This window comes from Desulfogranum marinum (assembly GCF_963675105.2).
GTDB lineage: Bacteria > Desulfobacterota > Desulfobulbia > Desulfobulbales > Desulfobulbaceae > Desulfogranum > Desulfogranum marinum.
On the sequence record NZ_CAXXRO010000003.1, the window covers coordinates 120,453 to 142,327 of the forward strand.

Genomic DNA, 21,875 nt, shown 5'->3' on the forward strand with positions numbered 1-21,875 from the left:
GTGATAAAATTACTCGGTAATATACATCTTAATGCCAGATATGATATATGGTATCCTGAATCATAGTGGTTCATATGTTGGTTCAGAAAAAATAATCATAGGATACGAGTTTAGAGTATGATGATTAAAATGTTGACAATTTTGTGCATTGTACAAGCATTTCTAACACATAATTCCTATGGCCAAGATGAAATAACGCTTCAATTACGATGGCATCATGGCGGCCAGTTCATTGGGTACTATGTTGCACAAGAAAAAGGATTTTATGCCGAAGAAAAACTTGATATTTCTTTTCTTGAGGGAGGGGTTGGCATAAATCACGTTGATCAGGTGCTGCAAGGGCATGCCGACTTCGGAATAGCCGGAAGTGAGCTGGTAATAGAATATCTAAAGGGAACTCCGGTTCAATCTGCTGCGGTCATTTTTCAACATTCTCCATACGCCATTATGGTGAGGGACAGTTCTGGCATTAACAATCCTCAACAACTGGCCGGAAAAAGAATGTACATGGCAATTATTCCTAGAACGGCTGAAGTTCAAGCGATGCTTATCAATGAAGGCGTCAATCTGGAAACCATCAAATTTGTCAACCCCTTCCAAGGACCACCGGACTTTACAGATCTTACAATTGATGCTTTCAGCGTATACCAAACAAACGAACCATTTATATTTAAGCAGAAGAATCATCAACCAAAATTGATAAAGCCCATTGATTACGGTGTTGATTTTTATGGTGACTGTTTGTTTAGCACAAAAACACTCTTGAAGAAGGATCCGGAGCTTGCAGAACGATTTATTCGAGCTTCTTTGAAAGGGTGGAAGTATGCATTCGACAACCCGGATGAATCAATTAGAATTATTTTAGAAAGTTATAACACGAACGATCGTTCTGAAGACCACTTACGTTACGAGTTGCTCACCATGAGGTCTTTGATTCTCCCTGACCATATTCCTATTGGAACTCAAAGTGTTGCTCGGTGGAGAAGAATTGCTGAGATATACAGCAACTTGAACATGGCTCCAGATGTTAATGATTTAAATAGTTACATTTATGATCCAGGACGAGAGTCAATAAGAGGTAATATCCGAATTCGGAATGTTTTTTTATTGGCTTTATCCGTAATGGTATCAATCTCAATATTACTCTACCTTTGGTCTCGGTCTCTCCGGTCTCAAGTGGCTTCAAGAACCCAATCGTTGCATGAAGAGCTTGCAAGCCATAAAGAGACAAAAGCAAGCTTAGAGGAAGCACTTTCAAAATACGCAACACTTTTCCATTTATTCCCGTATGGTATAACTGTTTCAGACTCCTCAGGGGCTATTGTTGAAACAAATGAAGTCGCAGAACAGCTCCTGGGTATAGGTAAAACTGACCATGAAAAACGAAAAATAGATGGGGGTGAGTGGACGATAATCCGGCCAGATGGTACTGAGATGCCTCAGGAAGAATGGCCAAGTGTCGCAGCATTATTAGAAAAAAGAACAATCTCCGGTGTTGAAATGGGGGTGAGAAAACCTAACGGTGACGTTGTGTGGCTAGCCGTTGCGGCGACCCCTATTCCCATAGAAAACTATGGTATTGTTGTTACCTATAACGATATCACTCAGGTTTATCTTGAGCGGCAGAAGTTAAACAAATTAGTGAATGATCAAAGTGCTATTTTGGATAATATTCATTCTCTTATCTTTTTCAAAGATACACAAAATAATATTATTCATATAAGTCAAAGTGTTGCTGATTTGACAGGCTTACCAAGACATGAAATTGAGGGAAGACATTCTCGGGACATCTATCCAGACATGGCGGACCAATATTGGAAGGATGATCTAGAAGTCATCAAGTCCAAGCAATCCAAAATTGGTATAATTGAACCTCTGTTTGATACCAGGGGGGATACCCGGTGGTTACTGACTGATAAAGTCCCTTATATTGACTCCGACGGTATTGTTTCAGGTGTGATTGTCATGGCAACCGACATCACTGATCGGATCACATCTGAAGAACACCTCAAGTCCAGTGAAGCAAAACTTAAAGCGATCTTTCGTAACAACCCTGCCGGAATTGTAATAACCACCTTGAAAGATGGTGTCATAATAGATTGTAACGAGAGCATAGAGACTATAACCGGCTATACCAAGTCTGAACTTGTCGGCAGAAAAACAGCGGAAACAAATTTCTGGCCAAAGGGATTAACCCAGCGTGAAGAAGTTGTCTCACAGCTCAGGAGAGATGGTTCTTTCAGAAACCTCAAGATCGAGTTTACTACGAAGCAGAAGGAAAAACGGCAAGGTCTCTTCTCTGCGGAAGTTATTAGACTAGAGGGCCAGGAACACATCATCACGACGATGTTTGACCTCACCGAACTTCAAATGGTAGAGCAGGCTCTTTTAGAATCAAAACAAAAATACCAATCCATGCTTGAGAACATTGGCATAGGGGTGGCTTTAATAAACCAAGATATGGAGATTGTTGAACTCAATAAGCAGATGCGAAATTGGTTTCCAGCTGTTGATACTGCGCTGAACCCCTTATGCTATCAAGTGCTAAACCACCCCCCAAAAGATACTATCTGTGATTGCTGCCCAACATGCAAAACGCTTCAGGATGGAAAAATTCACGAGTCAATTTCTGAGACCCCAGGTACAGATGGTATTAGAAACTTTCGAATAGTGTCATCCCCGATTGTCAATTCAAAAGGAGAGGTGACCGCAGCGATTGAATTGGTAGAGGACATAACCGACCAGTTAAAATATGAGGAACAGCTCCGCAAGGCGCAGAGAATGGAATCCATCGGCGACCTTGCAGGTGGGATTGCCCATGATTTTAACAATATCCTTTCTCCGATCATTGGTTATTCCGAAATGTTGATAGATGAACTGCCTCAACAGAGTAGAGAATGGGAAGACGTAAATAACATTCTCAAAGCCGGAAAAAGAGGTCGTGATCTTGTAAAACAAATTCTTTCATTCAGCCGTCAGCCTGGCCAAGAATTTATTCCAACCCGCATCCAACATACTTTAAAGGAAGTACTTAAACTTTCTCGATCCACCATTCCTGCATATATTGAACTCAATAAAGATATCGACCCCAACTGTGGTCTAATACTAGGCGATCCTTCTCAGCTTCATCAAGTTGCTATGAATCTTATTACCAATGCATATCATGCAGTTGAGGACTCGGGTGGGAAGATCAACGTTAAGTTGAGTCAAGCGGTACTAGATGAAGAAAAAGCCAAGGATATTGATATCGGCCCGGGATTCTATGCAGTTTTGCAAGTATCTGATACTGGTTCTGGAATGTCAAAAGAGCTTATCGGAAAAATTTTTGATCCCTATTTTACTACGAAGGAACAAGGAAAAGGTACCGGTCTTGGATTGGCTGTGGTTCACGGGATAGTCAAGGGGCATGGAGGAGCTATAAAGGTCGATAGTGAGATTGGCAAAGGTACAACTTTTGATATTTATCTGCCATTGATGGAGAAACCGATTGCCTGTCAAACTCTTGTAGATCGAGGAGCAATCGAAAGGGGGAATGAACGAATCCTTTTGGTTGACGATGAAGAAGCCATCGTAACGTTAGAACTGCGAATGCTTGAACGTTTGGGATACAAAGTAACATCTCGAGTTAGCTGCATTGAAGCATTAGAGCTGTTCAAAGAAAAATCCCACTCATTTGACCTGGTAATATCCGATATGGCCATGCCAAAAATGGCTGGTGATATCTTGGCGAAGGAACTAAAAGCCATCAGACCCGATATCCCCATCATCATTTGCACTGGCTTCAGCGAGAGAATCAGAGAAGACAATATGCAAAAAATAGGCATAAATGGCTTGCTTATGAAACCTGTTTTGAAATCAGACCTTGCTAAAGTTGTCAGAAAGGTACTAGATGAATCCAAATGAATGTATATTTTTTATACTGGAGTTTGAGTGTATTTGTAGACAAACTTAATCGGTATTCACTTTTAAGATTGAATTGATTTCCTTTCAGATTTCGGGACAAAGGATACACATACAAAATGTGAAAGTATGACACATTAGTCAAGCATCGCCTGATACTGCCTCGTATGATTTACTAAATGAATTCAGATTCTTATTTTATCCGATACGGAAAAGCAGTAGACTTAGAACCAGTATGCTAATTGAAACCGCTCCAGCCGTTAGACCTATTTTCATACGGTTCATGACGGGGCCAGCAAGCATGCTGAGCAGAGCGACAGCGCTCAGAATAAGGCAAAGAAAAAACCAAGTAGAAGCACTATTCAATTGCCGCAAAAAAAGCAATAGTCAGATAAGAGAACCTATAATTCCAGCGATGATGAGCGCGTCGATCCATCTAACTATAGTCCATAGCAGATGAATTGGTGCCCAACTGAAAACCAAACCAAGAGTTACGATTTGTTAAAATGTTAACAGCTTGGCTAAGGCTCAATTCATTTGCGAGTTACTATAAAATATTTACTCGCCGCTTTTCATATTCCTCAATCAAGTCCGTACCTCCTTACTGCATTTAATCTTTATGTTGCCTGTCTTTGCTGAATGTCTGAAGGGGCTCCTGATCTACCGAAAAGTCGAACACTTACCGACCACCAGCTATCACAGCAGGAGGTGAAGTGAATAATGACCGCTTAGGGTCGTCATCGAACAGTGTCTGTCACATCAGGTTTGAACTACTACACATGAGTTTTCCAAACCCTACGTCCAATTTCCAATCCTCCAGCCTTGTTTAAAAAAAAGAAGGATTTCTAAGTTCTGTTTTTTTAATCAGAGTTAATAATTAATTTTGGTATACTGTATTTTAATCAACAGGCATTTCTGCCCAATACCCTCGTTTATTTCTGTAGAAATTTAACAATACCATTGTCGCAATACTAGAGGCTTAATATTGCCACGATAAGCCTCTGCCTTTGGATAATCTTTGTCTTCGTAGCTCCACAGTAGAAACCTCAATGTCTCTCGAATATGGAGGTAATGAAGTTACAACCAGCAAGGTTAAAAGAACTGACCAAAGAAGGACTATCACAATTTTACCTTTGCAGAAAACCTCCGGCAATAGGCTCAAGTGCTTGTTTCCTAATAAATAACTGTGCTATATTCAAATATCCAGCAGTTTAATTGTCCTACAAGCATGTATGATTTTGCGTTTAAAGAAAAATTAAGGGTGTTTCTATGTCTGAAGAGAATATGCACGATGATTTTGACAAAGAGGCCCTGTTTGCCATAATGGCAGAGACAGAAAAATTGGTAAGTGTTGGTGGATGGGAATGGGATATCGTCAAGGATAAGTGGATCTTTTCAGACAATTGGCTTCGCATACATGGGTGCTCTAAACGTCACCTTAAAACCCCTGAACTCTTACCTATGGCTCACCCGGATGACTTATATGATATTCAAAAAGCTTTGGATATGGTGGTTGCTGAAGGCTCCGATTATGAGATTGAGCACCGAATTATACGCCAAGACACCGGTGAAGAAAGATATGTACGGGCATGCGGAAGAGCCAAACTGGATAGCTACGGCAAGACGGTCAAATTATACGGATCGGCGCAAGATATCACCCAACAAAAAATCAGAGAAAAACTGCTCCAAGAAAGCGAAAAAAAATATCGTTATCTCATTAATTGGGCGCAAGAGGGTATATGGGTAATTGATCAAGAGGACAATACTCAATTCGCGAACAACAATGTGGCCAAAATGCTAGGGTGTACATGCGATGAAATGCTTGGAAAGAATCTATTCCATTTCATGGATGATGAGGGAACATATCTTGCCAAAAAAAAATTGGCGCGCTGCCGGCAAGGTGTCAGTGAACAACATGATTTTGAATTTATAAGAAAAGATGGCACCCGAGTTTTTACAACATTGGTAACAGCCCCGATTCTTGATAATGCTGGTAAGTATAATGGTGCAATAGCCAGCTTGATTGACATTTCCGAACGTAAGCAGGCAGAAGAAGCATTAAAGGAAAAAACGCTGTTGTTGGAAGATATTTCAAAACACATGTTTGACATGGTGTCACTCTCAGATCTTGAGGGTAACTTTATGTTTGTCAGTGATTCGTACGAAAGAGCACTAGGATATACCGCCAATGAAATGACCGGCAAGAACATAATTGATTTGGTCCATCCCGACGATGTATCAAGAATAATCGACGAATTTCAAACTTTTTTAAAAAGGGGAGGGACAAAAAAAGTACAGTATAGATATCAGCATAAAAGCGGCAACTATTTGTGGCTTGAAACAATAGGTGAGGTCTTGCTGGATGAAAACCAATCACCCCATCAGATTATTTACAGTACAAGGGATATTACTGAACATTATGAAATCAATCAAAAATTAAAGAGTAACGAAGCCCTTTTTAGGGGATTATACGACAACATGACTAGTGGCGCTGCCATTTACAAAGTCCTCAATGACGGATCAAAAGGATCTGATTATATAGTTAAAAATTTCAACAATAAAAGTCTGGAAATTGAAGGTAAAACTTTGCAGCAAGTTGTTGGAAAGAGTCTTTTTGAATTGAGGCCCGGTATCGATGATTACGGCCTGGTGGCAGCTATGAAAAAAGTTTGGCAGACTGGGGAACCTTCATACTTTCCTGTCAAAATTTACCAGGATGAAGTTTTCTCAAGCTACTATGAAAATTATATTTTTAAGATTCCAACCGGCGAAGTTGTAACAATCTATAACGATGTTACTGATCAGAAAAACGCGGAAATAGCCTTAAAAGAAAGTGAAGAAAGATTTGCGCTTGCCATGGAATTTGCTAACGACGGCCTTTTTGATTGGAATCTGGAAACCAATGAAATTTATTATTCCCCTATGTGGAAACGAATGTTGGGGTATCAGGATGATGAGCTGCCTAACGACTTTACAGTCTGGGAAACACTGACTCAACCTGAGGATGTCAAGCGTTCATGGGAATTGCAAAATAAACTTATTAACGGGAAGCTCGATAAATTTGAAATTGAATTTAAAATGAAACACAAAGAGGGACATTGGGTAGATATACTTGCCAGGGCAAATGCCACATTTGATAAAAATAATAAAGCAATTAGAATTATCGGCACTCATGTGGACATATCGGAGAGAAAAAAACTCGAAAATCAATTGCTTCAGTCCCAGAAACTTGAGTCTATAGGAAATTTAGCTGGCGGCATTGCCCATGAATTCAACAATATATTAAGCATCATAATTGGCAATAATGAACTCGTTATGGAAGATTTGCCCGAGTGGAGCCTTGCTCGAGAGAGTACTGAAGAAATACGGATTGCAGGGATGCGGGCCAGGGATGTGGTTAAACAGCTCTTAACCTTCAGCAGGCGGGACAATGCCGCTAAAACAGTTATCGATATAGGATCTGTTGTCAAAGAATCCACGAAGCTGATCCGGTCATCTACTCCTGCAAATATAGCAATCCGGCAAAATCTGACTGAAGATGTTTTCTCGGTCTTCGGCAATGCCACACAGATTAGTCAATTGCTCATCAATTTGAGTAATAATGCTGTTGATGCCATGCCAAGTTCTGGGGGGATACTGACTATTGATCTATCCAATGAAACGGTGGATGGGAAGAGACACGTATCATTGGCATCCGGTCAGTATGTCAAACTAATGGTCTGTGATAATGGAATTGGGATGGACAAAAAAACACTTGATAAAATATTTGATCCATTTTTTACAACCAAAGAAGTAGGCAAGGGGACAGGAATCGGTTTGGCCGTTGTCCACGGTATTGTTGAGCGGCATTGTGGTTCAATTTTTGCCGATAGCCATCTTGGTCAAGGCACAACCTTCACCATCTATTTACCTATCCATGAGAGATTGTCTGAAGATCAAAGTGATAAGCAAACTGTTCTTGCCTCCGGAAATGAAAGGGTTTTGTATGTAGATGATGAACCATCGATAGCAAAATTAGGCAAACGCCATTTAGAAAGCCTCGGCTACACTGCTGAATCAACTACCGACCCTTTACAGGCATTAAAAATAGTCAAAACGAATCCAGGTAAATTCGACCTGATGATTTCAGATATGACCATGCCGGCAATGACTGGGGAACATTTGATCACGGAAGTTTTGAAAGTCCGTCCTGATATGCCAACGATTATATGCACTGGGTATAGTGCAAAATTATCTAAAAAGGAGGCTGAAAACATTGGTGTGGCTGCATTTGTCATGAAACCTCTGAACAAAGCCGAGTTTGCCCAAACAATCCGAAAAGTGCTGGATGAGGCCAAAGGCGAAAATCAAGAATAATGTCAACCGTCATGGGCGCAGCAGCTCTTATTTTTATAAGCACCATTACAGCGCTAAATCGATCTGGTAGCAGAAATGCTATAACAGTTCAGAAGACCTTTCTCGGTTTTACGAATAATATCTTTGCACAGACGGCAAAATTTACTTGGCTTGGTTATGGGGACTCCATCTTTTACCAGGTAAATCCAGTCCATTCCCCCTTTCCAGATCGAGCAGGAGAAATGGAAAGAAGGGTAATTTTACGTTTACCGAAAAATATACTGTACTATTAACGTCCACCGACGGTCCCATCCCGTCGTTTATCAGCACCGCCAATAAGCAGTGTTGTTATGTTCAAAGACGGCTGTTTGCTGCTGTTCTTTTCCCATTGAAATTCTTTGCGTTGAATGATTGACAAACCACTTGTCAACGTGTCTACCCTGACATCGTCATAGGAAAATTCATCCCTAAGCTCTTTAGCCAAAGCCACCGCATCATACCCCACAGTTACACCTCTGATTGGTTCCTCAATCTGGGTATACGAAGAGTTTCGGTTGGTGTAATGAGGTACATTAATCGCTTCCTGTGGATCCATACCGAAATCAAGCACATTGATGATGGACTGCGCGGTATAACCTATGATACGGGAGCCACCCGGGGAACCGGTTACGAGCTCTACTTTGCCATCTCTATTCAACACAATGGTCGGCGACATTGAGCTTCTTGGTCTTTTCCCAGGTTGCACACGGTTAGCAATGGGAACGCCCTCTTCATCCTCTGGGGCAAAAGAAAAATCCGTCAGCTGATTATTCAACAGAAAACCTCTTACCATGACCCCGCTGCCAAACGAACTTTCAACAGAGGTAGTCATAGACAGAGCGTTACCGTAACGATCCACAATGGAGATGTGGCTGGTGCCACTATCCTTAATGGTAGGATCTGCTCCATATGGGTCAAAGGATCCAGGAGGCGTTCCGGGATCCGCACTGCCCATGTCAGTCGATTGTATGAGTAACGAGCGTGCTCGCAAATATTCTTCATCAAGCATTCCTTCAATGGGTACGGTTACATAGTCGCTATCGCCAACGTACTTATTTCTATCTGCAAATGCGAGCCTACCTGCCTGTGCAAAAAGGTGGACCATTTGCGGTTCATGTACTGTATATCTTTCAAGATCGAAGTTACTTAGAATACCCAGCATCTGCCCAACGGCAAGGCCACCTGAAGAAGGGGGTCCCATCCCGCAAACTTCGTAGCCACGATAGTCCATACAAACCGGTTCACGTTCCACCACTTCATAACGAGCAAGGTCTCCCATGGTCATATCGCCTGGAATACGCAAGTCGCGCTGCACAGCGGAGGCAATATCAAAGGCCATTTTCCCATGATAAAAAGTGCCGGAGCCATGATTTGCCAGTTGCTGCATGGTGTTGGCGTACTCTTTATTCTGCATTACTGTTCCTGCCGGCTTTGCGATACAGTCATCTGGATTAACGAAATAGGTAAAGGCTGCGGGATCACGGAAATAGATTCTATCCTTATCAAGGCAAGATGTGTTTTTCTGCAAGAGCTCTTCAACTTGAGAGCTGGTCCGCTTTGTTAACTTAAATCCTTTGCCGGCCAACTGTTGTGCAGGATGAAAGAGGCTCGGCCAGGGCAACCTGCCATACTTCGCATGCATGGTTTCCATGAGTTTTGGTACACCTGGCACCCCAATGGAAAGACCACTTTGCCATGCCGTATACCAGCTGAGTTTGTTTCCATCCGCATCGTAGAAACGCTTCTCCGTAGCGGCCAACGGGGCTTTTTCCCTTGCATCAAACGTGGTGAGCTTTTTCGATTTTGCATCATAGTACACAACAAATGCCCCCCCGCCAATTCCACTTGACTGCGGCTCTACCAGTCCTAAAACTGTTTGCGCAACGATCATGGCATCGACAGCGGTACCGCCTTTTTTCAGTATCTCCTCACCGGCAGCAGTTGCCAAAGGATTGGCGGTTACAATCATTTCCTTTGATTTGTAAACGGCTACAGGGAGTTCTGCCTCTTCTACCGCAAATACAGGTGTCGTTAAAAAACCTATTAATCCAACTGCAACCATCATTTTTCGCATAAACATATGTCTGCCTCCATGGGTTGAATGCTGCAAAATGTGTTGATTAAAAGGGGTTCATGAGCGTTGATTGTGATACTATCCTGCTTTGCCTGATGGGTAGCATCGGTTAAACAAGGTCATACCTAAATCTTGCATTTCGATTTTACCGAATCTGCTTTGTTTGCGAACACTTGAAGTACTACAGTACGTCTGCGTGTACGCAGCCTCGCACCTTCGGCAAACTTGGCAATTGCAGGATTTAGGTCATATTGTTTTTTATATGAAAAAGGATCGGCCCCCGAAACAGGGCTCAAATCGGGGATAAGCGAGTCAGGCTTTACGGGCGGAAAGGGTTGAGGCAAAGTGGTTAATCGGAGAATACACTGGAACATGCGACCTCCTTACAGTTGAACAGGTGTAACTCACAGGCAACCCACGGAATCTATGCTTACCTCAACGTACAATGAGACAAAAAAAGCATAGCATTAGCAGGATGCATCAAACACTACTGAACAGTTACAGCTCGGGGTAGAGTGACAACTTTTAGCTCTTCGTTGAAAGCTACCTTTAATCGTAACCCCATATTTTCCGATTAAAGATGCACCAAATTCAAATATGCAACAATAATCTCTTCGATCTTGACCGAACAAAACGCGTACAACACGTTTTTTTTTCGCCTCCCTGCGAGGGGATATCAATAAAAAAAGTGGCACGCCTTCTTCATTACCTTGTCCTGACGCAATTCCTTCCATCTTTTTTGGCAATATAGACACCCTCATCAGCAGCTTTTATAAGTGCCTCAATGTCTTTCATTTCAGCGCGTTTTACGGCAACACCTATACTGACAGATCCAGCCCAATAGCCCTTGCCGGCTGGGACCTTAAGCGCAGCTACCTTCCTCCTAATCTGATTGGCAACATGCAGCCCCCCATCGAGATCGGTATTGGGGCAAATGGCAAAAAATTCGTCACCTCCCAATCTGCACACAATATCATCACTTCGCACAGCGTCACGTAATTCGTTGGCAAGCTGCTGGAGAACATGATCACCGGCATCATGGCCATACGTATCATTAATAGTCTTAAAACCATCAGCATCTATCATAAGACAGGCCAACGGCTGATGGTTCGAAAGCGCTTCGTCCCACAACAAGCGCAGCTGCCTCATGGCAAATCGTCTGTTGGGGAGCTGGGTCAAAGGATCTGTAATAGATATGTGTTCCAGTGCTTCATTGGCTTTCAGCAGGTCACGCGTTTGTTCTGCTACCCGTATTTCCAATGTTTGATTTAATTGGGAAAGCGCTTTATTTCGCTCAGAAACAAGAGCAAAAAGACCATTTAAAGCGGTTAGCAATGGTTCTGTCGACTTGCTGACAGCTCGTTTTTCTTTATTATACGCTTGTGCTGGATCGCCTCCCTCTTCAATGTTAGCGATCTGAAGAGCCATGTCGCGGTCTGTTCCCAGTATGTGGTAAGCAAGCCAATGGACAAGGTATTCAAACAGCGATCGATATCCTTTCTGGTTGCCTGGAGTAATCGAATTGGTAAAACCAGCAACATCAACGAAAAAATCATGGTGCTCAACAACATGAGGCGTAACATGTCTGGGATCAACATTATGTCCATGCATCAACTTTTCTTCGCATGCAAAATGAGTCTGAGCGTACTCAGCAAGTTCTTCCAGAATGCCACTGACGAACTTTTCATCAAGCACATTTTCAGTCACGGCCTCTCCGAACCTGTTTATAATAGCCACTAGGCACTGATGCTGCTCATCGACATCAGCAATGCCTAAAACAAATTGCGCTCCCCATTCAAATGATTCCATACCCAAGACCACCTGCAGTCGATGAATAAAAACAACAAAATTGGACAGCAACAGCAGGATACCCAGCTACTACGGCCTCCGTTCATTTAACACATAAGAATCTAACAATACCAGTCCCGCCACAGCGAAACAATTAGAATTCCATCATTATACACCACAGGGGGCCAGATGTATATATACGTAAGGCGAAACATCATGGGAAGCATGCCTGCTCCCTCTTCCCCGGGAGTCCGGGTTATGGAACTATCATAGGTATATGATTGCTACCTCGACGAAGTCGAAGAGCTTATTCGGTGAACCCCTTCTCTTTTTTCGCATCCCGGTCAGTAAACAACGCCATACCGGTTTTCATTCTTCGAAAATGGTATTTTTCATAGAATCCTTCTTTTCCCGGGGATGCATACAAAATGATGTTGCAATGGGCGATACCGGCATGAAGATTCTCCATAATCACCCTTCCCAGCCCTTTGCCTTGATAGCTTGGAGTAACTGCACAATCGTAGATTGCTGCTTGATACTCTCCGTCTGAAATAGCTCTCCCAAATCCTATCAGTTTTCCGCTGTCGTACAGGAAAACGACCGCATAGCTGGCTTCAAAGGCTCTCCGGTGTTTATCAGGGTCATGAAATGCCATACCTGCGAGTTGCAACGTTGCTGCGACAGCTTCCCATTCGACTCCGGAACAATCATTTTTTACGATGAGTTGCATTTGACTTTCCTTAAATGTTCTACGTTAGTAACTGTTCAGCACAATAGACTGCTTATGCATAAGCCCTAGAGCATCCCTATTTACCCGGTTGACTCTTGTTCACATGCAAGCAGTCTTTTCTTACGTTCCTTTCCCCATCGATACCCACCCGTTGTTCCAGATTTCGATACAACCCTGTGGCATGGGATAGCTACTGCTAGTTTGTTTGAAGCACATGCAGATGCTACAGCCCGGACCGCGTTTGGTTTGCCAATACGCGCAGCTACATCGGTATAGCTCTTTGTTTCGCCCGGTTTTATCTCTCTTAGGACTTCCCAGACCTGTTGTTGAAAAGCTGTTCCTTGAATATCAAGAGGCAGTTGAAACGTATCTTCTGGTGATTCTATAAAATCGACAACGTCGTTAACCAGCGCCTTAAATTCGACATCATCCCTGTTGAACTGAGCATTTGGAAATCGCGCCTGAATCAGTTCTGGAAGCATGTCTGCATTGTCTCCAAACTCAATCGCGCAGATTCCTCGGTCAGTTGCGGCAACAATTATCCACCCGAGAAAACACGGAGCAATTCCATAGGTTATCAGTACTCCTGCGGCTCCTTTGCGATAGACCGTAGGCTTCATTGCTAATTGGTCTCGTTTCTTATCATAGGCGCTGCCACTGGAACCATATCCAGCGGAATAAATCGCATCAGTAATAGATGGACTTGTTTTGAGATTTTTTTGAAAACGCAGTGATTGATGCCTGGCAGCATATTGCTTTGGAGTCACACCAACTATCTTTTTGAAAAGTCGATGGAAATGATAAGGGCTCAAATTTACGAGCATTGCTAATTTGTCTAATGGGAGAAATTTTTCACTTTCTTCTATAATCCTGCATGCATGAATGATCTTCTGCTCAAGACCCTCGACCTTTGACGTTTCCGTGGGTCTACACCTTTTGCATGCTCGATAACCTGCCGCTTCGGCCTCGGCACAGGTTGCAAAATACTCTGTATTTGCCCGGTTGGGTAATCTGGATGTACAGCTCGGGCGACAATACACGCCCGTAGTTTTTACTGCATAATAGAATGCACCATCAGCGCTCGAATCGTTAGAGACAACGGCTTTCCACCTGGCACCATCTGTACTGAATTGCGCATCGGCCATTTTGGGCCCCTATCCATTAACCATTCTTTTTTTGGCAAACTGGCTGAATGCGGAATCTATCACCTATTAATTGCAACAGACGACCATCTATCGTCAACAAGCCAAGACTAATCATACCCATACCGACCATATGCTTGAATTCAAGCTGTTCGCCGAGAATGGCTGTTCCAAGCACTATCGCGCTGACAGGCACGAGCAATGTAACAAGGAGCACATTAGTAGCTCCTGCAGCTGACAGGATGCGGAAATAAAGAATATAAGCAAGCGCTGTAGAGAACAGGGCTAAACAAAGGATCGCCAGCCACACCTCAACATCAGGAACTGGTAACGTAAAGGGATGATCATAAAACAAGGCAACAGGAATAAGCAGCAGACTGGAGGCCGTTACCTGTCCTGTTGCAGTTACAACAGGCTGTAGGCCTAACCGCTTGAAGCGACGTCCATAAATCCCTGCAAAAGAATAGGAAATTGCAGCCCCCAGCACAGCGATCTGCCCGAGAATACTGCCTCCCTGTCCCCCAAACGCTTCCTGCCCAATCATTATTACAACACCTATCAGACCAAAGATGACGCCCAAAATCTTGAGCGTGGACATCTTTTCATCACTGGTCAGAAAATGCGCTGCAACAACTGTAAATAACGGCGTGGTTGCATTGAGTATCGAGGCCAGTCCACTCGCAATATGGGTCTGCCCCCAAACGATTAAAACAAATGGAATAACATTGTTCAAAATACCCATACCGATGAATGCAAGCCATACGGTGGGATCAGATGGCACTCTCAAACCGCAAAAGCAGACAACTCCCCAAAGGGCAATTGCTGCTAAAGACACACGGAGAGTGACAATGGTAAGCGGAGGAAGAGCTTCGACCGCCACCCCGACAAAGAAAAAAGAACCGCCCCATAAAATTGACAAAACGACTAACAGTAGCCACTCATAAGGGCTCATTGACTTTACAGTGGATTGCATGTGCTTTTTCCCTTGGATACTTATTTCGATTGGAGAAACATGATACAATCCGCATAAAAAGAAACACTCAGATTCTTGCTATGTAATTCTAAAAAGTCACTCAGCGTATATTCGGCGAACAGGAACAGCCTGATCTTACTATTTCGTAGCTCTAGATTGATCGCTCCCCGAACACCTCTTCGTAGTACCATGCTCAAGACGAATGCTTGTCCACCGTCTTGCCGTGTTGCGAGTCCCGACAAGCCTTTCGATAAGCCAGCAGGGTTCTCTGGGCATGGCTCAACGCGCTGCCGCGTGGAAAGATGCCGTTTTTGTTTGCGCAGCCCGCCACTACTCCGGTGAGCAGTTCCAGTCCGTCGGAGACATGCTCTACCGCATGAATATGAAACAACCCCTGGCCCACAGCTTCGAGTATCTGGTGATCGAGCATCAAGTGGCGACGATTTCGATGCGGCATCAGCACGCCCTGACTGCCGTCCAGTCCGGCAGCGGCGCAGACCTTGAAATAACCTTCGATCTTTTCATTGATCCCGCCCACCGGGAGTACATCGCCGTGCTGATTGAGTGCACCGGTCACCGCTATGCCCTGCTTGAGCGGCAATCCGGACAACGACGAGAGTAAGGCATACAATTCGGCACAGGAGGCGGAATCGCCTTCGATGCCGCTGTATTCCTGCTCAAAAACAAGAGAAGCATTGAGGGCCAGAGGGGCGTTGCGTGCAAACAGCGCTGACAGATAGTTTTGGAGGATGAGCACCCCCTTGTCGTGGACAGGACCGGACATCTCCACCTCGCGCTCGATGTTCATCAGCCCATCTTCACCCGCATAGGTCCGCGCAGTGACCCGCATGGGGAAACCGAAGCAATGATCCCCCGAGTCCGCGACGGTCAAGGCGTTAAGCCGACCGACCTGACTTCCATGCAGGGAAATCAGCACCTCGCCTTCGACGATGGCTTCCAGCATACGCTGCTCAGGGTAATCATGACGCAGTTTGCGTGCAGCCAGAGCCGCATCGACATCACTCGCCTCGACCAGGCAAGCGTCTTGTTTCCGGCACAGGACGGCACTTTCCATTACCAGCGCCTTGGTGCGGCCAAAGATGGCACTTTGGCGTGAGCGGTCTTCTACTTCGCGATGGCCCTGTTCCAACAGACGCGCGACCGCAGCTGCTGAGAAATGGGGCAGGTCCAGTTTTTGACAGGTATGCGCAACAAAGATTGCCGAAGCGCGACGCGTATCATCGTTGGCGGCAAATCGGCCGGCAAAGTCCACCTTCACCCGGAAACGGCGAGCAAATTCGAGATCACCCTCTTGTAATTCATAATAGAGCTCGCGCGAGCCGATCAGAACGACCTTTACGGTGGCGTCAACCGCTTCGGGCACAAGCGAAACAGCCGCTATCGGAGCAAAGGCGGTGCCTGGCTCCTCAATCTGGAGGCGTCCGCTGCGAAAAAAACGTCGCAGTTTTTCCCACACCAGAGGGTCTGTGAGCAGATCACGAAGATGGAGCATCAGAAAGCCTCCATGAGCTTTGTGCAGGCTACCTGCGTGGATACGGGAAAATCCCGTTACCAGCACGTCGCTCTCGGTTTGGTACTCAATGCTGCCGAACAGTGAACGAAACACGGGATTGTCTTCAACGATAACCGGCGCTCCATCCAAGCCGTGATTGTCCACCACCAAATTAACCTGATAGTGAGACAGCACCTTGTTTAACGTTTCTGTGCGCAGCTCATCATCGGTTTCAGACGCTTTGAATAATTCCAGATTGTCGAGCAGGTCGCCCATAACCTGATCCAGATAGACGTCGAGCTTGGCGGAATCATTGATCTCCAGTGCAGTTCGAATTTTTTGCAACTCGCTCTCCAGCAGCGGTTTGACCACCTGACGACCCAAGGCAGCAAGGGCCTCATTCTTCGTCCGTTCCAAAGGACGGGTTTTCTCGAAATAACGATTGATTTCGGCGAGCAGTTCCTGCTCTGCCTTTACGATAGCGGTACGTCGCCCCTTGGGCAAGGCAAGCATTTCATTCTCGGTCATGGCATGCCCCTTCTTACCGTGCAGGGTGAAGAGTATCTGATTGGCTTCGCGGTGCATCCTGAAATGACGAGCTTCGCCAAAGGTTTCAAGTTCAGCAAAGGCCTTGGATTCTTCCTCATTGTAGGATTTTTCTATCCGCTCGCTTTCCACCTTAAAATCTGGGCCATCAAGCTGAAGCGGTATTTCCGTCAACAGATTCTTCATCATGCGGTCCATGTATTGGCGGAGCAAACGACCCTGCCCTGCGGGCAGGCGTACCGCGCAGGGATGTTTCGGCGTGTCGAAATTATGCAAGTAGCACAAGTCTGGCGGAGTCGGTCTTTTTGAGGCTACCTCCTGCATAGCCTGTTGGAGAAGCGAAGAGCGGCCACTACCGACCTCACCCAGTACGAACAGGTTATAATCCGCCTGTTCCATTTCCAGCCCGAAGCGCGCGGCGTTTTCAGCACGTTCCTGTCCAATCCAAGGCAGCGATTGTCCCAGCAGTTCCGAGGTGTCGGCAAACCCAAGCGCGTCGGGATTAACGGTGAGACGGAGTTCATCAACGGACAGATTCGAGATCGACATAGGCAGTATAATGATAAGATGATAAAAAAACGCTTTCCGGCGAAAAGGAAAAAGCCAATATTCAAGGCATCTTTTTTAAAATATTTCAAGTGACAGTCATGACAAGCAATGTCCATTGGAAAACGGAGAGTTACTCTGTCAATGACATCTCCGCACCAACGGAAAAAATGAGCAGAACCTGCTCCTTTTTTCCTCACGAGCCACCCGGCCCGGATCGCCACACTTAAGCAAGCGTCTGTTTTAACTGGTCAAACTGCTGGCCATAGACATACATCACTTTTTCCTGCACTTCCTGATCACTATTCATATTGGATGATACAATGTATGAGGTGGTTATTTTGGACATTGTCTCGATAAACTTTTTAATCTGCTCTTGTGTGGTAACGGCATTTACCAGCACCAGATAGTTCTCAAAACCTTTGTTAACGATTGTCTGCGCGGTGTCTTCTGCGAGAAGTGCATAAATGGTCTTGCCTGTTTCATTTACAATTTCAGCTACATCAACTTTCACCCCTTCGTTATCCAAATTGTCGGCTATACTGGAACATATCAAACACATCATAATAGAACTTGTAATAGCATCGTTGACACCAAGTGATTCGGCAGATGGAAAGATTAACTTGGCGGCATGAATTTTGACCATTATATCGGACGCTACCAAGGATGATGACTTGTGGTAATCATTGTTTACTTCATAGCCGGCATCCGTTCTTATTCTGTTAGCCATTTTAAGGAGATTGGTTTTGAAATCTGTTTCCAAGTTGTTATTCCTCTAAAGAAGTAGGTTTAAGATGGGTCGGGCGTCAGTAATAGGAAGCAAACTTCATTACGTTGCCCTGCTCTGTATTGTCGTTACCTTCAAATGGTGCTGGTGAAAAAATCCTATCTTTACTGGATCTGTTGGGGATCACACAATACCTTTATGTACTCCGAATGGCTTGTTCAGCCTCTCATTTTGTGCCATATATTTTTCGATTTTAGATCGACTCGGTTTTTAGTGTATTCCGCAAACACTCACTGGAGCATTGCTGTAGCCGTTTTTTCTTCAAGACAAGGATACTTCTCGTGCCCCATTGTCCAAATGTCGCTAGAAACGCATATGAGCAATATTGACGATCACGGCCAAAACGCGAATTAGCGCCCCAAAGGGGTGCAGAATAATGTACAATTCCAACTAACTCGGGAAGCTCTTATGTTATGAGGAGAAGACAATCAAAATAATGCATCCATTTACTTTCCACCCTACCGGTAACCATGGACTCTAACAATTCTTTTTCAAACGATTCCCCTTTTGCCGAATATCAGTCCAAGGTTATGAACTACCTTGAGCAAATAAAACCGCCGTTTCCAGGTGGCGACAAGCCTGCAGCCATATCGGTCAAGCCACTGGCTCAAGGAGAATACAATATCAATTACCTGCTTTCCGGACCGATGTCGAAAGCAGTGTTCCGGATCAATATCGCCTCCCAGATCAATCGACCAGACCAAATCCTCTACGAATACAACGCGCTGCAGCTTCTTCGCCACTCCGGGGTTACACCACAGCCCTACCATGTGGATGACAGCAAAGAGCTGATAGACAAGGGGATATTGATCATGGAATACCTGCCGGGAAGGTCGCTGAATTACACCACCGACATTGCAGCAGCAGCCAAGGTATTCAGTACGATCCATCAAGTTCAGGTGGCCCCGGAAAACAACCACCTGATCAGAGAAAAACAACCACTGACCCTTATTTTTGATGAATGCAGCGGACTGCTGGAGAGCTATTTCAAGGCCCCCATTGCTGACCGAAAAATAGCCTCCCTCCTGGAGGATATCCTGGCCTGGGCAGCGGAGAACAAAACAAAGGAAACATATTACCTGGATGCTCCCTACCAATGCATCGTGAACACCGAGGTCAATTCCGGCAATTTCATCGTTAACCCAACAAACGACACCATCCACCTCATTGACTGGGAAATGCCACGCTGGGGAGACCCCTCAAGTGACCTGTGCCACTTTATCTCCCCATTGACAACCCTCTGGAAAACAGACTACCGTATTGATACTTTGTCAACCAAGCTTTTTTTAAACACCTACACACAACACATACACAATCAGTCCCTCAAAGATACCTTGGATGAGCGCATGCGATTAAAAATGCCTTATGTGCTCTTGCGCGGCATTTCCTGGTCAGCCATGGCATGGGTTGCTTATCAACAGGATTTTGCAGGAGTACGCAATGAGCAAACCTGGAAAACACTGACCCGCTATATGGATGCCACGTTTATACGCTCCCTTTTTTCCCCTTTTATTCGGTTCTGATTATTACCAGTCCCATGTACGCCCCGAGACGCCTTATCCTCTTTACCCGTTTCCCACAACCGGGAACGACTAAAACACGGCTGATACCACAGCTCGGTCCACATGGTGCGGCTGAGCTGCAGCGAAAAATGACGGAGCTGATGATACAACAGGCTCTGCTGCTCCACAGTGATCAAGCAACAGATATTTTTATTTACTACGAAGGCGGCACAGTGCGGCAGATGGAACAATGGTTGGGCAAGGAACTTCGCTATGTAAAACAGCACGGCAAAGATATTGGCATGCGTATGTATAACGCCTTTATGGATGGCTACACTGATGGTGCAGAGCATATTATTCTTATAGGGAGCGACATTCCTGCCATTGACACGCCCCTGTTAAAAAAAGCCTTCAGCGACCTTACAAGCCATACGGCAGTTATCGGCCCATCCACTGACGGCGGTTATTATCTGATTGGTATTCACCGGCAGGCCCTACCCTGGCTTTTATCCTCACTGTTTACAGACATTACCTGGTCCACCTCCAAGGTATGCAAACAAACCATTGCCGCACTCAAAAAGCATCACATCACCTTTGCTCCGCTTCCCCTGCTGCGCGATATCGACCGACCAGATGATCTTGACACCCTGCCAAGTGAGCTGCTGGAATGAACACAATGCTTTCGATTATTATCCCCACCCTCAACGAAGCTGCAACCATTACCACTGTGATCGATACCATTGAGGCCGGCGATACAATCGAAATAGTGGTGGTGGATGGCGGCAGCACCGACAATACCGAGGAACTGGCTACCCTGGCAGGTGCGACAGTTATCCATAGTCCGCCAGGTAGGGCTACACAGATGAACGCTGGTGCATATCATGCAGCAGGAACCATCCTGCTCTTCCTCCACGGAGACACCCTACTCCCCAAAGGATACGCCCCCCTCATTACGCAAGCCCTGCAAATACCCGATGTATCGTGCGGGGCTTTTTCCCTGTATATAGACAGTGCACACTGGTCATTGCACTGTATTGCTGCCGGAGCCAATCTCCGCTCAAAAATATTGCAGCTGCCTTATGGCGACCAGGGGCTTTTTACCACAGCTGCAACGTTTCGAGCTGTTGGTGGTTTCCCCAACCTGCCCATAATGGAAGACTATTATTTTGTACGCAGCCTAGGCAAAAGAGGAAAAATCATAACCCTGCCCCAGGCCGTGATCACCTCCAGCCGCAGGTGGGACAACATGGGTATTGTCAAAACCACCCTTATAAACCAGCTGATTATCATTGGTCACCTGATGGGCATCCCTCCTGCTCGACTCGCCCGCTTATATCAACGTGCAAAGGGAGTCAAAAGAGGCAGCCATGCTTGACCGACTCTCCCTCAAATTACTCAACAAACCGCTGCACCAAGGAGCCCTTGCCCTCAACCGATGCGGCATCAGTGCGAACCAGGTCACTCTCAGCGGTTTTGCAGTGGGCCTGCTTGTTATCCCCTTGCTATGGAAGCACTGCTACCTGACAACGCTTGCTGTCATTCTCGTCAATCGCCTGGCAGACGGACTGGACGGCCCACTGGCCAGACTCACCCGGCCTACTGAAAGCGGCGCCTTTCTGGACATTGTACTGGACTTTCTTTTCTACGCGGCAGTGGTTTTTGGCTTTGGACTCAGCAACCCTGCCGAGAACAGCCTTGCAGCGTCCTTCCTCCTTTTTTCTTTTATGGGCACCAGTGCGAGTTTTCTTGCCTTTTCGATTATGGCAGAACGTTTTCAGCTGATCAGCCTCCGCCTCCCCAACAAAGGATTTTACTATCTAGGTGGGCTCACAGAGGGCACGGAAACCATTTTCTTTTTTGCCGTCTGCTGCCTGTTTCCAGTCTTCTTTCAACCTGTTGCCTGGTTTTTTGGCAGCTGTTGCTTTTTCACTGCTTGTATGCGAATCCTCTATGGGTACCAGGTATGCAAGAAGCACAAAAGATTCAAATAAACGCAGCAC

The 21,875-nt window shown here is 45.2% G+C and carries 14 protein-coding genes; 6 read left to right on the forward strand and 8 right to left on the reverse strand.

Annotated features, from left to right (window positions below; all coding sequences use genetic code 11):
• The first annotated feature begins 117 nt into the window (after positions 1–117).
• Both ACHZCY_RS07460 and ACHZCY_RS07465 read left to right on the forward strand, forming a co-directional pair.
• Complete coding sequence (locus ACHZCY_RS07460) at positions 118–3,903, forward strand: PAS domain S-box protein (protein WP_319548409.1); 3,786 nt, start codon at positions 118–120, stop codon at positions 3,901–3,903.
• 1,320 nt (positions 3,904–5,223) lie between these two features.
• Positions 5,224–8,256 (forward strand): PAS domain S-box protein, encoded by a 3,033-nt coding sequence (locus ACHZCY_RS07465; RefSeq protein ID WP_319548410.1) that lies wholly within the window; start codon positions 5,224–5,226, stop codon positions 8,254–8,256.
• Between the two features lie 53 nt (positions 8,257–8,309).
• On the opposite strand, the gene ACHZCY_RS07470 is transcribed toward ACHZCY_RS07465, so the two are convergent.
• The 8 genes from ACHZCY_RS07470 to ACHZCY_RS07505 form a co-directional block, all read right to left on the reverse strand.
• Entirely contained in the window at positions 8,310–8,450 is a 141-nt protein-coding gene (locus tag ACHZCY_RS07470) for a PocR ligand-binding domain-containing protein (protein ID WP_394713373.1), read from the reverse strand.
• A 74-nt stretch (positions 8,451–8,524) separates the two neighbouring features.
• The gene (ggt, locus tag ACHZCY_RS07475; protein ID WP_319548411.1) at positions 8,525–10,354 is read right to left on the reverse strand and encodes a gamma-glutamyltransferase; all 1,830 of its coding nucleotides are present in this window, start codon (positions 10,352–10,354) and stop codon (positions 8,525–8,527) included.
• A 699-nt stretch (positions 10,355–11,053) separates the two neighbouring features.
• Entirely contained in the window at positions 11,054–12,157 is a 1,104-nt protein-coding gene (locus ACHZCY_RS07480; RefSeq protein WP_319548412.1) for a GGDEF domain-containing protein, read from the reverse strand.
• Between the two features lie 286 nt (positions 12,158–12,443).
• The gene (locus ACHZCY_RS07485; protein WP_319548413.1) at positions 12,444–12,866 is read right to left on the reverse strand and encodes a GNAT family N-acetyltransferase; all 423 of its coding nucleotides are present in this window, start codon (positions 12,864–12,866) and stop codon (positions 12,444–12,446) included.
• An 80-nt stretch (positions 12,867–12,946) separates the two neighbouring features.
• Positions 12,947–14,011, reverse strand: a complete 1,065-nt coding sequence (gene ada / locus ACHZCY_RS07490; RefSeq protein WP_319548414.1) for a bifunctional DNA-binding transcriptional regulator/O6-methylguanine-DNA methyltransferase Ada — start codon at positions 14,009–14,011, stop codon at positions 12,947–12,949.
• Positions 14,012–14,027: 16 nt separating this feature from the next.
• Positions 14,028–14,981 carry a DMT family transporter gene (locus tag ACHZCY_RS07495; protein WP_319548415.1) on the reverse strand — a complete coding sequence of 318 codons (954 nt, stop codon included), beginning with the start codon at positions 14,979–14,981 and terminating at the stop codon, positions 14,028–14,030.
• A gap of 193 nt (positions 14,982–15,174) precedes the next feature.
• Complete coding sequence (locus ACHZCY_RS07500) at positions 15,175–17,589, reverse strand: Lon protease family protein (protein ID WP_319548416.1); 2,415 nt, start codon at positions 17,587–17,589, stop codon at positions 15,175–15,177.
• A 223-nt stretch (positions 17,590–17,812) separates the two neighbouring features.
• Positions 17,813–18,349, reverse strand: coding sequence for a hypothetical protein (locus ACHZCY_RS07505; RefSeq protein ID WP_205221563.1), 537 nt, complete (start codon positions 18,347–18,349; stop codon positions 17,813–17,815).
• A 494-nt stretch (positions 18,350–18,843) separates the two neighbouring features.
• On the opposite strand from ACHZCY_RS07505, the gene ACHZCY_RS07510 reads away from it, so the two are divergent.
• From ACHZCY_RS07510 to ACHZCY_RS07525, 4 genes are read left to right on the forward strand one after another with little or no spacing between them, the layout of a single operon-like run.
• Positions 18,844–19,896: a phosphotransferase family protein gene (locus ACHZCY_RS07510; protein WP_319548417.1), complete on the forward strand. Its 1,053-nt coding sequence runs from the start codon at positions 18,844–18,846 to the stop codon at positions 19,894–19,896.
• A 14-nt stretch (positions 19,897–19,910) separates the two neighbouring features.
• Complete coding sequence (locus tag ACHZCY_RS07515) at positions 19,911–20,546, forward strand: TIGR04282 family arsenosugar biosynthesis glycosyltransferase (RefSeq protein WP_319548418.1); 636 nt, start codon at positions 19,911–19,913, stop codon at positions 20,544–20,546.
• Complete coding sequence (locus tag ACHZCY_RS07520; protein ID WP_205221566.1) at positions 20,543–21,250, forward strand: TIGR04283 family arsenosugar biosynthesis glycosyltransferase; 708 nt, start codon at positions 20,543–20,545, stop codon at positions 21,248–21,250. Before ACHZCY_RS07515 ends, ACHZCY_RS07520 begins: the two co-directional genes overlap by 4 nt.
• Positions 21,243–21,866, forward strand: coding sequence for a CDP-alcohol phosphatidyltransferase family protein (locus ACHZCY_RS07525; protein ID WP_319548419.1), 624 nt, complete (start codon positions 21,243–21,245; stop codon positions 21,864–21,866). Before ACHZCY_RS07520 ends, ACHZCY_RS07525 begins: the two co-directional genes overlap by 8 nt.
• Positions 21,867–21,875: the final 9 nt, after the last annotated feature.

What these genes read in the sequence shown, in the direction of transcription:
- ACHZCY_RS07525 (WP_319548419.1), top strand. Translation starts at nt 21,243, where the DNA reads ATGCTTGACCGACTCTCCCTCAAATTACTCAACAAACCGCTGCACCAA.
- ACHZCY_RS07520 (WP_205221566.1), top strand. Translation starts at nt 20,543, where the DNA reads ATGAACACAATGCTTTCGATTATTATCCCCACCCTCAACGAAGCTGCA.
- ACHZCY_RS07470 (WP_394713373.1), bottom strand. Translation starts at nt 8,450, where the DNA reads ATGGACTGGATTTACCTGGTAAAAGATGGAGTCCCCATAACCAAGCCA.
- ACHZCY_RS07465 (WP_319548410.1), top strand. Translation starts at nt 5,224, where the DNA reads ATGGCAGAGACAGAAAAATTGGTAAGTGTTGGTGGATGGGAATGGGAT.
- ACHZCY_RS07515 (WP_319548418.1), top strand. Translation starts at nt 19,911, where the DNA reads ATGTACGCCCCGAGACGCCTTATCCTCTTTACCCGTTTCCCACAACCG.
- ACHZCY_RS07460 (WP_319548409.1), top strand. Translation starts at nt 118, where the DNA reads ATGATGATTAAAATGTTGACAATTTTGTGCATTGTACAAGCATTTCTA.
- ACHZCY_RS07500 (WP_319548416.1), bottom strand. Translation starts at nt 17,589, where the DNA reads ATGTCGATCTCGAATCTGTCCGTTGATGAACTCCGTCTCACCGTTAAT.
- ACHZCY_RS07485 (WP_319548413.1), bottom strand. Translation starts at nt 12,866, where the DNA reads ATGCAACTCATCGTAAAAAATGATTGTTCCGGAGTCGAATGGGAAGCT.
- ggt (WP_319548411.1), bottom strand. Translation starts at nt 10,354, where the DNA reads ATGTTTATGCGAAAAATGATGGTTGCAGTTGGATTAATAGGTTTTTTA.
- ACHZCY_RS07495 (WP_319548415.1), bottom strand. Translation starts at nt 14,981, where the DNA reads ATGCAATCCACTGTAAAGTCAATGAGCCCTTATGAGTGGCTACTGTTA.
- ada (WP_319548414.1), bottom strand. Translation starts at nt 14,011, where the DNA reads ATGGCCGATGCGCAATTCAGTACAGATGGTGCCAGGTGGAAAGCCGTT.
- ACHZCY_RS07480 (WP_319548412.1), bottom strand. Translation starts at nt 12,157, where the DNA reads ATGGAATCATTTGAATGGGGAGCGCAATTTGTTTTAGGCATTGCTGAT.
- ACHZCY_RS07510 (WP_319548417.1), top strand. Translation starts at nt 18,844, where the DNA reads ATGGACTCTAACAATTCTTTTTCAAACGATTCCCCTTTTGCCGAATAT.